Genomic DNA, 14,360 nt, shown 5'->3' with positions numbered 1-14,360 from the left:
AGCCGCCGCTGGGCCGGATGGGCATGCCCGAGGACGTCGCGCCCATCGTGGCGTTCCTCGCCGGCCCGGGCCGCTGGATCAACGGCCAGGTGGTGTACGCCAACGGCGGCGCCATCTGACCGCCGGCACCCCCGGTGCGTCACTCGGAGTCATCTACGGGAACGGGGCTGACCGGGTGTGTCCTGGGCGACATGTTTCTAATTGTCCGAACTGACGACGCCGACCGGTCATGTCCGTAGCGGCAGACGGTTTGGTGCCCAGGACGCGCGACTCGAAAGCCCAACCGCACCCGGCCAGCCTGGTTGTCCTCGCCGGACGGCCAGGCCTACTCGAAACTCTGGTGTCGATGGCCGCAGGGCGCTCGGCATCGGTTCACAAGGCTCTTCCCGTCGCGGTGACGAGCTGTATCTCCCATGAAAGTGAGACTAGAAGTAGATGCACTCATTTGACTATGTGATCGTTGGTGCCGGAAGCGCCGGTTCCGTGCTTGCGGCGCGGCTGTCGGAGAACCCGCAGACCCGGGTGCTTCTTGTCGAGGCCGGCGCCGCGGAAGGGCCGGAGCTGATGGCCGTGCCTCCGGCCTGGCCGGCTCTGATCGGGAGCGCCGTCGACTGGGGATTCACCACCGTGCCGCAGAACGGGACGGATGGCATCGTGCATCCCTATCCTCGAGGCAAGGTCTTCGGCGGTAGCAGCAGCATCAATGCGATGGCCTTCATGCGGGGCCACCGCAGTGGCTACGACGCGTGGGCTCGAAACGGCGCCGAGGGTTGGGGTCACGAGGACCTCCTTCCGTTCTTCAAGCGTTCGGAGCGGGCGCCGGGGCGGGATTCCGGCTACCGGGGCACCGACGGGCCGATGGTGGTTTCTCCGGCCACGGACGCCCACCCGCTGTCCAGCGCCTATCTCGACGCCGCCCTCGAGGTCGGGCACCACTTCTCCTCCGACCTGAGCGGGAAGGAGCAGGAGGGGGTGGCGTGGCTGGACACGAACATTGTGGACGGCGTACGGCAGTCCGCCGCCGACGGGTACCTCCGCCCGGTTCTCGCCCGGCCGAACCTGACCGTTATCCCGGATGTGGTGGTCCGCCGGCTGACTCTGTCCGCGGGTCGCTGCACCGGTGTCGAGTACTCGGTCGACGGGCAGCTGCGTTCGGTGTCGGCTGATCGCGAGGTCATTCTGAGCGCCGGCGCGGTCGGGTCCCCGCACCTGCTCATGCTCTCCGGGATCGGTCCGGCCGAGCATCTGCGGGAGTTCGGTATCGACGTGGTGGCGCACCTGCCCGGCGTGGGCGCGAACCTGCAGGACCATCCGCTGGCCGGAATCACCTACGCCGCGACCAAACCCGTCCCGCCCACCGTCAACCAGCACAGCGACCTGGTGGCGATGGTCCGCAGCCGCCCCGATCTCCCGGCGCCAGACCTTCAGCTGCTCTTCCTCGACATCGCCTACCACCCGCCGGGGCTGGCCGGCCCCACGAACGGCTACACGATCGCGTTCAGCCTCATGCTCCCGCACAGCCGTGGCAGCGTCCGCCTGGCCAGCGGCGAGCCGACCGCCGCCCCGCTGATCGACCCGAACTTCCTCGGCGACGAACGCGACCTGTCCCGCATGGTCACCGGACTGCGTATGGCACGGGAGGTCGGGGAGGCGCGAGCACTCGCCGATTGGCGGGTCCAGGAGGCGCTGCCCGGCGCGAAGCTGCAGGACGAGGACGAGCTCGAGGCGTACGTCCGGCAGGTCACCGGGCCGTACTTCCACGCGACGGGTACCTGCCGGATCGGCACCGACCCGATGGCTGTCGTCGACGCCGACCTGCGGGTGCACGGCGTCGACGGGCTTCGGGTGGTGGACGCCTCGGTGATGCCGGAGATCGTCGGCGCGAACCCGAACGCGACCGTCCTGGCCATCGCCGAGCGCGCAGCGACGCTCATCGCCCGGTAGCGACCGCGACGGAAAGCACCGGATCTACCACCTGACGTCTCGACCTCCCGGCGGCCTTCCGCCGGGAGGTCGGGGCGCTCGCCACCGTACGGGCGGGATCAGATCGGCAGAGGGATTGTTTGCGTGATGAACGAGTTCGGCACGATTCTTGTCGTGGGGGGTACCGGCAAGACCGGTCGCGGCATTGTCCGCCGTCTGCGAGCCGCAGGGCGGCCGGTGCGGTCGGCGGCCCGCGCCGGCGGCGACGTTCACTTCGATCTCGTCGACCCGACGACCTGGGCGCCCGCGCTCGACGGCGTCACCGCCGTCTACCTCGTGGCGCCCAACCCGGTGCTGACTCCGGAGGGCGTGTCGAGCATTCAGAGGTTCGTGTCCGAGGCGGCCGCCGTCGGTGCGCGGCGGATGGTGATGTTGTCGGGCATCGGTCTGCGTGTGGCAGACGACAGCCACCCCTTCAAGATCGTTGAGGAGGCTGTGCGTACGTCCGGCGTCGAATGGACCTTCCTCCGGCCGACCTGGTTCTCCCAGAACTTCGGTGAGGGGATCTGGCTGCGCAGTGTTCTGGACGGGGCGCTTCACCTGCCCTGCGGTAACGGACTGGTGTCCTTCATCGACGCGGAGGACATCTCGGACGTCGCGGTGGCGGCTCTCACCGAGGACGGCCACAACGGCCAGATCTATGAACTGACCGGGCCGCGGGCGATCGGGTTCGAGGAGGCGCTGGGCCTCATCGGCAAGGCCACCGGGCGCACGATCCGATACATCGACCTCACACCCGAGGCGTACCTCGAGCGGCTGATCGACCAGGGCATGCCACCCGGAATGGCGCGCAGGAACCAGGCACTCCGCGTAGCCATCCGCGACGGTCTGGACGGCTCCGGCGCGCTCACCGACGGGGTGCAGCGGGTTCTCGGCCGACCACCCAGAACGTTCGAGGAGTACGTCGCCCAGACCGCCGCCACGGGCCGCTGGCTCGGGTAGCGGCGTCGGTCGGCGGGGTTCCCGTAGATCGGTCATACGGGTCTGCGCGTCCCCACCGCTGCCTTGGGGCTTAAGTACCCGTAGCGGATAGCTTGGCGGTCGGCATGCGACGTCGACCTATGCTTCTCCGGAGTCCCCGAAAGGATATTCTTCGTGTCATCAACAGCCGACTCGGTGGAGTCGAGGGACCAACTCATCGCCGTCTGGACCCGCCTGGTTCAGGATCGGGGCGGGCAGACCGACACCGACAACGGCGTCAGCCGGATGTGGGCTGACAGCATTTTCGGCTTCTGGAACGCCGTGACGCTGACCGGCGTGGACATCTCAGTGGACGACCTCAGCGATCAGCTCTCCCGGGCGGCGTTGTTCATGCGTGACAAGTCGCAGGCCGGGTACCTCTGGCTCTTCGAGGATCTGCTGAGCCCGCAAGCTCGGCACGAGTTGCTGCCGCGAATCGCGGAAGCCGGGTTCGAACTCGCGTTCTCCGGTCGCGGTATGGCCGGTGACCTGTCGATTCCCGAGCCGCACCACCCCGAGTTGAAGTTCCGCCGGGTGGAAACCGACGACGACCTCGTCACGTACGGCGAGATCAATGCCCGCGCGTACGGCATGCCGCCCGAGGCGGGACCGGCCGCGCTGGGCGGCTCCGGACTCTGGCGGAATGACGCCTACGCCTACATCGGTTACCGCGACGGGCGTCCGGTGGCGTGCGCCGCCACCATAGGCGGCCCCGACTCTCTCTTCTTGGCTCTCGTCGCGACCATGCCCTCGGAGATGCGCCGCGGATACGGCGAAGCCGTCACGCGCAAGGCGATCTATGAGGGCATCAAGCAGACCGGGCAACGGCGTGTGGTGCTGCACGCCACGCAGGCCGGGCAGCCCGTGTACGAGCGCATCGGCTACCGCACCAACACGCCGATCCATTTCCTCCAACCCGTCCAGCACTGACTGAATGTCGTTGGTCTCCGACCTGTGGCGTGAGCCCTTCTCACCCTCCCCTCGCCGTCGGTCGTGCCGCGCGGTCCAGGTTGAACGGGCTTGACGGCCGCAGGGCAGGGTGCGGTGATATGGCTCGACGGAGCGGGCCCCGCGTGCGGGGCCCGCTCCGTGCGTTTCGACGAGTCCGCCGAGAAGTCGGTGGCCGCCGCCAGAATTGATTGTGTATCGCCCCGCGCAGCAACCCGGTTCGACCACTAGCGGGTAAGGGGGCTGGTGCCTGGATCCCTTATAGCTGATTACGGGTTTCTGTCTGGTTGTTCTTCAGCTGCCTTGGTCAGTCGGGACGGGTCGGTGGATTGGTGGTGTCCGGCGCGTTACGACGACTCGTCGGTTCTTGGGAGACTGCTTGATGCGGAGGCCGGATACTGGTTGTTGGCATCGACACCGGGCCAGGCCGGGCACCGGATCGAGCGGCGTACGTCGAGGATTCGCCCGGTGCTGTGCACCGTGCATCGCACCGGTGGAGGCAGTGTCGTGGTCACGGAGGCGCTCGCGGCTGCGGGGGCATGAGTTGGGCCGCAACCCTCGGCGGTGCTGGTCCGTGTCGCCGAGGGGTTGACCGGCACGGTGCGGATGCGGTGCGAATTCGTGCCCCGGCCCGAGTACGGGCTGCTAATGCCGCATTGAACCGGCGAGGGGACACGGTGGTGGCGGCCGCCGGCCCAGTGACGCTGACCCTGCGGGGCGCGGTGCCGTTAGCGTGCGAAGCGGGGCGGGTGTACGCCGATTTCGATGTCACCGGTGGACAGGCGGTGGGTTTCGACCTGGCGTACGCCCCAACGTACGGCCGGCCACCGGCGCGGTTGGACCCGGCACCGACGCTGCACGGCACCGTAGAGGCGTGGCAAGGATTTCGCGAGATCCCACAACTACCACGGTCGGTAGCCGGAACTGGTGCGCCGCAGTGCGGTGGTCCTGCAAGGCCTGACGCACCAGCCCGGTGGGGCAGTAGTGGCCGCCGTCACCACCTCCCTGCCCGGGCCAGCATGTGGGAAGAACGCGGCATCGAACGGCACCATCTCACCTCGAAGGTGCTGTCGTGGACCGCCCTGGACGGCGGCATGCCGTTGCCCGAGCGACGGGTGCTCCGGGTCCTCTGGTTGGCGACTTCGCGCGGCGATGTCAGCGTTATGGCAGCGTCCTGATCGACGCAATCCCCGCGTGGGGACGTTGACCCCCTGACCGCCGCTTGCGGCAGATTGCCGCCGTCATCTCCACGCTCCTCGCACCGAACGCGCGGTTGGCCGCTCGCCCGACCGGCAGGGTAAAGTCCCTCCCAGCCCAAATGTGTCCTGGAACACACTGATGCCCCGCACGGTCGTGCCAGCCAGCGGTGAGCCCATGGTCCTGTCGGGAAGCACTGGGTGTGGGCGGTGCTGGCGCCGCTGCTGCCTGCGGGTAAGCGTCCGGGTCGACCGTCGCAGTGGAGTAAGCGGCAGCTCATCGACGGTATCCGGTGGCGGGTGCGGGTCGGCGTGCCGTGGCGGGATTTGCCAGTGTGTTACGGCTCTTGGCAAGCGGTGTACGCGCTGTTTCGACGGTGGCAGCGGGCCGGTGTCTGGCAGCAGATCGTGATTGGGTTGCCGGCCCGCGCCGACGCGGCCGGGCTGATCACGTGGGATGTCAGCGTCGACTCGAGCATCGCGCCCTGCCCATCAGCACGCTGCCGATGCGCGCCGGTGCCCGCAGCAGCAGGTCGAGCCGCCTGGCGGGGTGGTGACGGAGCCGGCCGACCAGGCCCTCGGCAGGTCCCGGGGCGGGTGGACGACGACGTTGCACCTGGCGTGCGAGCAAGGCGGCAAGCCGCTGTCGATGCTGCTGACCGCCGGGCTCCGCGGGACAGCCCACAATTCGCCGCGGTGCTGGCCGGCGTTCGCGTTCCTCGCCTGGGCGCCGGCCGTCCGCGCGTTCGGCCCGAACTGGTCATCGCCGATCGTGCTTACACCTCCCGCGGGAACCGGGCCTACCTGCGCCGACGCGGAATCAAGGCATGCATCCCGAGCAAGGTCGACCAGGACGCACACCGCCGCGCCAAAGGCTCCGCAGGCGGGCCACCGGCGTTCGACCCCGTGGTCTACCGGCAGCGCCACGCCGTCGAATGCGGCATCAACGGGCTCAAACGCCACCGTGGCCTGGCCACTCGATACGACAAGCTGGCCGTCCGCTACGAAGCCACCATCCACGTCACCGCCATCAACGAATGGCTACACGCACTTCGAGACAGGGCGTAGGTGAGCCGGCCGAGGCGTTGTTGCCGTCGGCGGCGGTGGTAGGTGCGTTCGATCCAGGTCACCATCGCCAGGCGCAGCTCGTGACGTGTTGCCAGAGTTGCCGGTCTAGGACATTGCGCTGCAGCAGGGCGAAGAACGACTCCATCGCGGCGTTGTCACCGCGGGCGCCGATGCGGCCCATCGAGCTGGCCAGTCCGTTGCGGTGCAACGCTTTCACGAATTTCCTGGACCGAAATTGGCTACCGCGGTCGGAGTCGACCACGGTGCCGGCCGGGTCGCCGAGCCGGACCGCATTCGACAACGCCGCGACGGCCAGGGATGTTTTCATGCGCGAGTCGATGGAGTAGCCGACGATCCGGCCGGAGTACACGTCCTTGATCGCGCACAGGTACAGCTTGCCCTCGGCGGTGGGGTGTTCGGTGATGTCGGTCAGCCACAGACGGTTGGGGGCGTCGGCGGTGAAGTGGCGTTGCACCAAGTCGTCGTGCACCGGCGGCCCCGCCCGCCTCGTGAGCCCTCGGCATGGCAGACATCCTTCCAGCGAGGAACACATCCTCACAGGTCAGGAGTCAACCGAACCGGGGGCAGTCCCGAGCCGAGAGGACGAGGCACTCACCGCGACCGGGTGGTGCGGCGCGCCTCCGCGGGCGGGATGGGCCCTCGCGGAGTGCGCCGAGCCCATTCCGAGCCGGCCGGCGCATCCGGGCACCGGCCGAGCACGACCGCATATGACCGCCCGGTAGCCCAGGGTGTGCCGCCGCGACCGGCTGGGCAGGTCGAGCAACGCAGCGACAATCGCCACGGCGTGCGGCCCTCTACCCGCGCGCTGGCCTACGGCCACCGGGCGTGGCAGGAGCCCGACCGCGAGGCGCGATCCGCACCACAAGGGCACCTGCACGCTGCTTCAACGCCAACCAACTCGGCGAATCGTTCAGTGGTCAACGGGCCAGCCGCCAGGGCTGAGGTAATGGCCGGTCAGGCCGGCCGCCGCCGGCCGATACAATGGGCCGGGGAACTCCCGCCCATGCCCCGAGATTGTCGGAGAACACACCACGTACGACGACACGGACGAAACCTCGCCCGACTGGCCTGGCGGTGAGGCGACCCAAGACACCGGCGTGGCCCGCCTCTATCTGGACTTCGGCGAAGACTTCGAGCGTGTCCAGCCAGTGCTGCAGCGCTGGTACGACGAGACAGTGGATTTGCTCCTGCCCTCATTGGGTGACGGAATGCGGCCACCGAAACGCGGCAGAGCGGTGAACGAAGGTGCCGCCGCACGGCCTGTCAGCGCGTGGCGCGATGCCCTAACTCCCGACGTCTGCCAGATCTCCTGGACCTGGTCCAACCGTCGGCGCCGTTCATCCCTGGACCTGTACGTGTTTCGATTCGCCGCTCCGGACCATCTGATGCTCGAGGCCTCGGTGTCCTTCGAAGACCAGCCGGGCCGCCTCGCCGAGATCGCCCCCCGACTGCAGGAGATGCTTCGCAGGGTCGCCAGCTCGACCGATCCCGCATACGGCGAGGTGGCCTTGGATGGCGGGGCAGTGACCGGCGAGACACTCCTGGACATGGGTCTGTACCGCATCAACTCAGACTCTGCTGCGGAGAGCAGGCGTTTTCTGCGGGGCTACGACTGGGTGACCGTCGTACCTCGCGAGCTGGCCGAACGCCTCGGCGGTGTTGCACCGCTAGCCGCCAGCGGAGCGTTCGCGGAGGTCGTCCCGCTCCCGGAAGGCGGTGTACTGCTGAGGGCCGGTGAGGCAGAGGACCCTTACCGGCCGGAAACCGTACACGCAGTCTTCCGGGCACTGGCACCGGTGTTGCCTGCTGGACAGCCGCGTCGACTGCCGGGATACGACCTCAGCAGGCTCGTCTTTGCCGACCCTGCACAACTGGAACCGACCGACCCCGCTCCGGCGCCGGTCGAGGCCCCAATTCATACCGCTCAGGCCCAGATAATCAGTGACTTCGCCGTCGAGGCGGTCAAAAAGGGGTGGCTGACCAGCGAGCCGCTGCCGCCGGACCACCCGGGCGCGGCCGCGGGACTGCTCGATGGGCACGCTCGGGTCGGGCTGACCGAGGAGCGGCGTCAGCGCGCCGAAGAGTTGGCATCCCGCCTCGCGCAGGATTCGGACCCGGCGCCCTGAGAGAGACGACAGCTTGGGCCGGAAAGCAGCCGTCGGTGCTGATCGAGGCACCGGCCACACCTGCCGAGCCCGGCGCCAGCGCGGCACCGCGACGTCATTCACGAAGCAACGGAGGGCTGAGGCTGGGGTTCGACGGATCGAGGTGCCGCAGGCGACAAGGGGATCGGCTGGCTGAACAACGCGGATCAGTGGGCTGACGGTCGCGGCACCATCCGGGACCGACTCAGGCTTTGGTGACCGACGCCTGCGTCGTTCGTTCGGCCGGTACGAGGGGCGGATCATGGTCACCTGCTCGGCGGCAGCAATGCGGGGACGTCTGGGCGCCGCACGCCTGCCAGGACGCGCCAGGCCCGCGCCCTCGCCGCTGATTCTCTGGCGCGCTGGCGCTCGCCTGACCGACCGCAGCGTCCGTACGCGCCCGAAGGGCTATGACCGTCGGACGGTGAGCAGCCCGTGCCACCGGGCCCCCACGTCGTCCTGAATCTCGGTGAATGAGCGCGTCTCGTCCTCGGCGATCCAGGCGGTGAACGCGGTCCGGAAGACCGTTCCCACGGTCTCGGCCGCCAGGGCCGCGGCGATCGGGACGATGCCGCGCTCCCGTAGTGCGCGGGTCAGGGTCGCCGTAAGCGAGGACATCTTCAGCAGCTCGCGCTCCTGGAAGCCGGGGTGGGCTTGCAGGATGGCGTTACGCGTGCGGGACCAGGCTTGGCGCTCGTCCGGGAAGAACTCGGCCACGCCCGCCAGGGCGGCGGTAATCAGGGAGACCGGGTCGTCGTCCGGGGCCTTCTCGAGGCCGTGGAGGAAGCTCCGCTCGAACTCGTCGTGGCCGGGGAAGAGCACCTCGCGCTTGTCGGCGAAGTAGCGGAAGAACGTGCGCTCGGTGAGGCCGGCCGCCGAGGCGATCTCGGCGACCGTGACGCCGTCGAAGCCGTGCTCGACGAAGCCGAGGCCATCGGCGAGGTGCTCGGCCTCCCGACCGACTCGGTGACGCCGGAGCAGGCCGTCGAGCACTTCGCCGGGTTCATCGGCACGTTCTGGGGCATGGACGTGCGGGCGTCGAGCGCCGCGACCCGCGCCGCCTTCGACTGGACGCCGACCGGCCCGACGCTGCTCGACGACATCCGGTCGGGCGCCTACACCGCGGAGTGAGTCAGATCCAGCCCTGCTCCGACCCGGTACGCGCGGCGGCGTACCGGGTCGGCGCCCCGAGCGTGGGCATCGCCGCCGACAGGTAGTTGCGCATGGTGCCGGGCACGAGATGCACCGCCGCCGCGATCTCGCCGACCGGTGCGCCGTCCGCGGCCGCGCGCGGCACTTCCAGCTCGCGGGCGGTCAGCGGGCACGGCAGTGCCGCCAGGATGATCAGGGTGCCACACGGCGCCGCGGCCCGAGCTGACGTGGTGGGTTACCGTCGGATCGCGAGGATCGCCCGGACGGCGACACCGATCCGAACGATCGCGACGGCGCTGGCGAGCGTGGCGATCGTGATGATGGTCCAGCCGATGTCAGGTGTCCACAACAGAGCCTGGCCGAGGTCGCCTCCCAGCATCGCGGGGAGCGCGGCCACGACGACGCAGATCAGGGCGACGCATCCGAAAACCCACGCGGCGACCGCAGTGATCCGGACACGCTCCGTCTGCGCCCGCCGGCGCGGACGTACGGCGCGGACCAGCGACCACGCAACGGTGATCGTGAGCAGGCCGACTACGGCGAGCAGCGTGTAGAGCGCGGCGCTGAGCAGCGGATCAGCGCCGCTGGACAGCCACGTTTCCCCGTGCGCCATCCGGGCGATGTTGAAGCCCATCGTCGCGAGCGAACTGTCCAGCGCCAGGCTGTAGCTGTTGGCCAGCACGATCACGCCGAGGCCCGAACCTGGTATGAGCACCAGGTGGGCGAAGTAGCCCGGTGTGGCGCCGGCGTGCCAGACCACTCGGGTATCGGTGCCCTCCAGCTCGGTGTCTCGCCAGCCCAAGCCGTACCGCCCGCTGTTGCTGGTGTCCACCTGGCCGGTGTGCATCTGCGTGATGCCGTCCGCCGAGAGCACCTGGGTGCCGGCGTACCGGCCGCCGTCCAGCTGCGCCGTCACGAAGTGGGTCAGGTCGTCGAGGCTGGCAGCGACGTAGCCGTACGGTACGCCGGAGGTGTCGTACCCGGGGTCGAAGCGGCGTGGGTGGCCGAACCAGTACCGGTGACCGGCGGACAACCCGACGCGTTCGGCCTCGGCCTCGCTGCCGGCGGCGTGCCGCATGTCCAGCGGATCGAACACCTCGCGACGCAGGAACCCGCCGAACGGCTGCCCGGTGACGGTCTCGACGAGCGCACCGAGCACCATGTAGTTCGCGTCGCTGTACCGGTGAGCGGCTCCCGGGGACTCGACAGGCTCGACGGTCGCGAGGTCACGAACCGACCGGGCCAGGCCACCGGCGGTGTTGTCGAATCGGTCGGTGCGGCTGGCCCACCGTGGCAGTCCGCTGGTGTGGGTCAGCAGCTGCCGCACGGTGATCCGGCCGGCGGCGTCGTCATCGGCGAGCCGGAACCACGGCAGATGCCGCCGGACCGGGTCATCGAGGTTAACCCTGCCCGCCTCGACCAGCCGCATGACCGCAAGGGCGGTGAACGGCTTGGAGACCGAGCCGATGAGGAACGGGGTCTGCCCGGTGACCGCCGCGCCCTGCCCGTCGATGCCCCACGCCGCCTGACCGATCACCCGGTCACGGCCCACGATCGCGTACGCCAATCCAGGGATACGGTGCTCGTCCTGCTGTTTTCGTAAGTACTCCTCGACCCCGGCGATCGCGTCGCTGGTCGGGATGTTCTCGTCAGTCGGCGCAGCCGCCGCCGGTGCTGCCACCACTAAGCCCGTCGCCACGACCGCCAACAACGTCGCCAGCCACCTCGGTCTCGACACGCCAACCCCCATAATCGTATGGCTGTATTGTTATGAAGATATACCGTATGGCGATATGGTTATGCAATGGCGCGTACCGCAGACCACGAAGCCCGCCGGCAGCAAGTCGCCGAAGCGGTGGAACACCTCGTGGCCACCGAGGGCTTCGAGGCCGTCACGGTGGCCCGGACGGCGGCCGCCGCGGGCATCTCGGTCGGCCTGGTACAGCACTACTTTCCCAGCAAGGACGACATGCTGCTGCACGCGTTCACCCACGCCCGCAACCGGACCCAGCAGCGAGTGCTCGCCGACGCCCAACGCGCCGACCTGTCCGGCGCCCGCATCGAACACATCCTGCTCGACGCGCTGACCGAACTGCTACCGCTCGACGAACGCCGCAGACGCGAATGCCGGGTCGAACTCGCCTTCACCGGCCGAACGGTGGACAACCCGCGGCTGGCACAGAGTCTCGGTGAAAGCAACGCGCACCTGCGCGCCATGCTGGCGCAAGCGATCCGCAACGGCAAGGAGTGCGGCGAAGTGCCCAATGCCACTGACGACAGCACCAAAGCCGCCCGTATCCTCGCCACTCTCGACGGGCTCAAACTCCACGCCTACATCGAACCCGACACCATGACGCCCACCGCCGCCCGAGCCGCACTGGCCGAACAATTGCGGCGAGTGTTCACCGGCCCGTGCGACCACCGTCCGTCAACCAAACGTACGCGCCGATAACCCGCCACCAGGACACCGACGCCACCAGGAGCACTACGACCGACACTGCCTCCTGCGGCACCGCGATCGATCCGCCTCCATGGAGGTCATCATCCGATTCAGGCTGAACACCCATCTCGGTCGGGTGCCCGGTGGCGCGCCAGCCATAGACCGCGATGGACTGCAGGAGACCGTAGCCGCATGCGGAGGAAGATGTCGGACGGCGAGTGCCGTGACATCGCCGGCCTGTTCCACGAGCGGCCGGACAGCTAGCCGCCGGGTCCGCCGTTGACTCTGCTGGGCTGCGACCCGGGCTCAGCGGGTCCTTCCAGGCCGAGCTGGCCCACGTGCGCGTCGACGGCACGGCTCACACGATGGGCTGGGGACAACGCGTGTTCGGAAGCGTCATAGCCACGCGCCCATCCGACCTCGGTGGCGACCTTGTAGACGTCATGGTGGATGCGCGGATCCCGAAACCGATGGCGGCCAACTACCGCCCGCTCTGGGACATGTGGCGCGCCGGCGGCCCGACCGAGCCCAACTCTTGGGCGAAGCTCAATCGCGGTGACCGCTACCTCTGGGCGCGTGCAGCCGCAGTACCCGACGACGAGACGCTTCAGCTGCTACGCCCGCTGAGACCCGCCGAATCGCTGACCCGGCTGGACGCGCACATCGCGCAAGTCGCCCGATACATCGCCGGCTTTTTTCGGGATCGACCAGTGGCTTCTCTTCGGCACCCGGTGGGCCGCGGCCAACCCGGACCTGACCCGCTCGCTGCTGCGCCACGCCGCCCACTGCGATCCCTACGAGGCAGAGCCACGGAGCGCCTCAGGCTTGTCCGAGCCATACGCCCCGTACGCCGACAACGCTCGGGTTCGCGCTGGAACGTGTGCCAGACTTCATGCCCATGCCGCACGCCCGGTTCTTCTTCGACGCTGGAGCTGGAGGTGTCCTGTGGCCAACCGGCCGACAGGAGCAGGAGACCTGGGGGTATCCGGTGCGCCTGGAGGGGCTGCCGATTGGCGCGGCGCTTCGGGATGAGCTGAGGCAGTTGGTCGAGTGGTACGACGCTTCAGTGAACTGGGCCTATCCGCCTGACCCTGGGCCTTGGCGCGAGCCGGAATGCCGGGCCTTCAACGCGGCCGTTCGGCGGGCGCTCGACCGGCTGCGCGCCGAACTCGGCGACGGGTGGGTGATCGCGGACGAGTTCGAGGAGGTGCACGAGGATCCGGACCTCGATGCGTACCTGGCCGACCCGGTCAGCTTCCGGCGATGACTGTGTGCCGCAGCAGCAGGCACCCGCGGGTGTGAAGCATCAGGTCGGAGGCGGCGCAGTAACCACGTCACCTCGTGCCCGAGCGGGCGCGGGGCCCGGCCGGGCCGAGGCGGACGCGTATGCTGCCCGCGTTTGCAGGGAGCCCTGGGGAGAATGGCATGCGACGGTGGCGCGGCGTGACGGCGCTGGCCGCCGTGGTCATGGCGGTGCTGGCCGGGTGCGGCACGCCGGCTGGCACAGACGGCGACCTGACCGACGACTGGCGCCCGATCGGCGACGTTGAGCAGTTCACCCCGAAGGTGGGTCACTGCCACCTGACCGGCGACCCCACCAGCTACCTGACCAGCTATCAGCCGGTGGATTGCGTCCAGACGCACCTTGTCGAGACGTTCCACGTTGGCCGGTTCACCGACACGCTGGCTGCCCGGCCCACCCCGCCGAAAGTGGGTACGGCGGTGCTGCGCCCGGCGTTCGCCGAGTGCGATACCCAGGCCCGCGAGTTTTTGGGCGGGGACTGGCACAGTGCTCGCCTGGTGGTGCAGGTCGGGCCGCCGTCGCCGAACGTCTGGGCCGCGGGTAGCCGCTGGTTCCGCTGCGACGTCTTCGAGGTCAGCGCGGTCGAGACCGGCGGCGACAACGAGTCAGACTGGCCCACCCAGCACGCCGGCACCCTTCGTGACGCACTGAAGGACGCGGCGTCGCCGCTGGCGTACGGGTGCGTGGCGCGGACCATCGGAGGGTTGCTCCAGGTGCCCTGCACCAACGCGCACTGGATCGAGTACGCGGGCACTTGGACCGCCCCAGAGGTACCCTTCGCCACCCTGGCCCGCGACGAGAACCGGATCCACGCCCGCTGCCAGACGGTGATCGCCGGTTACGCGAAGCTGCCGGTCGATCGGCTCCTGCCGTACCGCACCAGCAGCATGTACGGGCTGCCCTCGCAGGCGGCGTGGGCCCGCGGTGACCGGCAGGTCCGGTGCTTCATCTGGTCGTACGACCAGTTGAAGCGATCGGTGAAGGGCGGCGGGCCGAAGGCGCTACCGGTTCACTGAGCCCTCAGCGGCCAGGTCAGAAGCGGAGGCCGGGATGGGGCCAGAAGCCACCCTCGCTGCGGCTCGGACGGGCTGCAGCTTGGCAAACCAGGAGACGGCTGCGTCGCTCGGCGAGCCGGTTGACGGATG

General features: G+C 69.1%; 12 protein-coding genes and 2 pseudogenes. 10 read left to right on the top strand and 4 right to left on the bottom strand.

Features of this window, described 5'->3' with window-relative positions:
* The 5 genes and pseudogenes from E1211_RS33380 to E1211_RS11275 form a co-directional block, all read left to right on the top strand.
* A pseudogene (locus E1211_RS33380) lies at positions 1-119 on the top strand (3-ketoacyl-ACP reductase); the annotation flags it as partial.
* 316 nt (positions 120-435) lie between these two features.
* Positions 436-1,944 (top strand): GMC family oxidoreductase, encoded by a 1,509-nt coding sequence (locus E1211_RS11290; RefSeq protein ID WP_132348165.1) that lies wholly within the window; start codon positions 436-438, stop codon positions 1,942-1,944.
* A gap of 126 nt (positions 1,945-2,070) precedes the next feature.
* Positions 2,071-2,925, top strand: coding sequence for an NAD(P)H-binding protein (locus E1211_RS11285; protein WP_132348177.1), 855 nt, complete (start codon positions 2,071-2,073; stop codon positions 2,923-2,925).
* 153 nt (positions 2,926-3,078) lie between these two features.
* Positions 3,079-3,873: a GNAT family N-acetyltransferase gene (locus tag E1211_RS11280; RefSeq protein WP_132348163.1), complete on the top strand. Its 795-nt coding sequence runs from the start codon at positions 3,079-3,081 to the stop codon at positions 3,871-3,873.
* Positions 3,874-5,288: 1,415 nt separating this feature from the next.
* Positions 5,289-6,155 carry an IS5 family transposase gene (locus tag E1211_RS11275; RefSeq protein ID WP_371686147.1) on the top strand — a complete coding sequence of 289 codons (867 nt, stop codon included), beginning with the start codon at positions 5,289-5,291 and terminating at the stop codon, positions 6,153-6,155.
* Here the strand turns inward: E1211_RS11275 and E1211_RS11270 are convergent.
* A pseudogene (locus E1211_RS11270) lies at positions 6,089-6,675 on the bottom strand (IS3 family transposase); the annotation flags it as partial. The gene E1211_RS11275 and the pseudogene E1211_RS11270 overlap by 67 nt on opposite strands.
* Positions 6,676-7,273: 598 nt before the next feature.
* On the opposite strand from E1211_RS11270, the gene E1211_RS11260 reads away from it, so the two are divergent.
* A complete protein-coding gene (locus E1211_RS11260) occupies positions 7,274-8,302 on the top strand; it encodes a hypothetical protein (RefSeq protein ID WP_132348159.1) in 1,029 nt (342 codons plus the stop codon).
* 426 nt (positions 8,303-8,728) lie between these two features.
* On the opposite strand, the gene E1211_RS11255 is transcribed toward E1211_RS11260, so the two are convergent.
* The gene (locus E1211_RS11255; RefSeq protein ID WP_243709496.1) at positions 8,729-9,313 is read right to left on the bottom strand and encodes a TetR family transcriptional regulator; all 585 of its coding nucleotides are present in this window, start codon (positions 9,311-9,313) and stop codon (positions 8,729-8,731) included.
* On the opposite strand from E1211_RS11255, the gene E1211_RS32450 reads away from it, so the two are divergent.
* Positions 9,287-9,451 carry a hypothetical protein gene (locus tag E1211_RS32450; RefSeq protein WP_165947235.1) on the top strand — a complete coding sequence of 55 codons (165 nt, stop codon included), beginning with the start codon at positions 9,287-9,289 and terminating at the stop codon, positions 9,449-9,451. The genes E1211_RS11255 and E1211_RS32450 overlap by 27 nt on opposite strands.
* A gap of 1 nt (position 9,452) precedes the next feature.
* On the opposite strand, the gene E1211_RS11250 is transcribed toward E1211_RS32450, so the two are convergent.
* Together E1211_RS11250 and E1211_RS11245 are read right to left on the bottom strand one after the other, a co-directional pair.
* Positions 9,453-9,638, bottom strand: a complete 186-nt coding sequence (locus E1211_RS11250; RefSeq protein ID WP_256371320.1) for a response regulator transcription factor — start codon at positions 9,636-9,638, stop codon at positions 9,453-9,455.
* Positions 9,639-9,707: 69 nt separating this feature from the next.
* Entirely contained in the window at positions 9,708-11,210 is a 1,503-nt protein-coding gene (locus E1211_RS11245) for a serine hydrolase (protein ID WP_165947234.1), read from the bottom strand.
* Between the two features lie 66 nt (positions 11,211-11,276).
* On the opposite strand from E1211_RS11245, the gene E1211_RS11240 reads away from it, so the two are divergent.
* The 3 genes from E1211_RS11240 to E1211_RS11230 all read left to right on the top strand — a co-directional run bounded on the left by E1211_RS11240 (position 11,277) and on the right by E1211_RS11230 (position 14,231).
* Complete coding sequence (locus E1211_RS11240; RefSeq protein ID WP_132348153.1) at positions 11,277-11,924, top strand: TetR/AcrR family transcriptional regulator; 648 nt, start codon at positions 11,277-11,279, stop codon at positions 11,922-11,924.
* Between the two features lie 886 nt (positions 11,925-12,810).
* Positions 12,811-13,179 carry a hypothetical protein gene (locus E1211_RS11235; RefSeq protein ID WP_132348151.1) on the top strand — a complete coding sequence of 123 codons (369 nt, stop codon included), beginning with the start codon at positions 12,811-12,813 and terminating at the stop codon, positions 13,177-13,179.
* A 158-nt stretch (positions 13,180-13,337) separates the two neighbouring features.
* Positions 13,338-14,231: a septum formation family protein gene (locus tag E1211_RS11230; RefSeq protein WP_132348149.1), complete on the top strand. Its 894-nt coding sequence runs from the start codon at positions 13,338-13,340 to the stop codon at positions 14,229-14,231.
* Positions 14,232-14,360: the final 129 nt, after the last annotated feature.

The sequence above is a fragment of the Micromonospora sp. 15K316 genome, assembly GCF_004348525.1.
In the GTDB taxonomy this organism is placed as follows: Bacteria; Actinomycetota; Actinomycetes; order Mycobacteriales; family Micromonosporaceae; genus Micromonospora.
This window is presented reverse-complemented; position numbering and strand designations above follow the sequence as displayed.

What these genes read in the sequence shown, in the direction of transcription:
- E1211_RS11235 (WP_132348151.1), top strand. Translation starts at nt 12,811, where the DNA reads ATGCCGCACGCCCGGTTCTTCTTCGACGCTGGAGCTGGAGGTGTCCTG.
- E1211_RS11230 (WP_132348149.1), top strand. Translation starts at nt 13,338, where the DNA reads ATGCGACGGTGGCGCGGCGTGACGGCGCTGGCCGCCGTGGTCATGGCG.
- E1211_RS11285 (WP_132348177.1), top strand. Translation starts at nt 2,071, where the DNA reads ATGAACGAGTTCGGCACGATTCTTGTCGTGGGGGGTACCGGCAAGACC.
- E1211_RS11290 (WP_132348165.1), top strand. Translation starts at nt 436, where the DNA reads ATGCACTCATTTGACTATGTGATCGTTGGTGCCGGAAGCGCCGGTTCC.
- E1211_RS11240 (WP_132348153.1), top strand. Translation starts at nt 11,277, where the DNA reads ATGGCGCGTACCGCAGACCACGAAGCCCGCCGGCAGCAAGTCGCCGAA.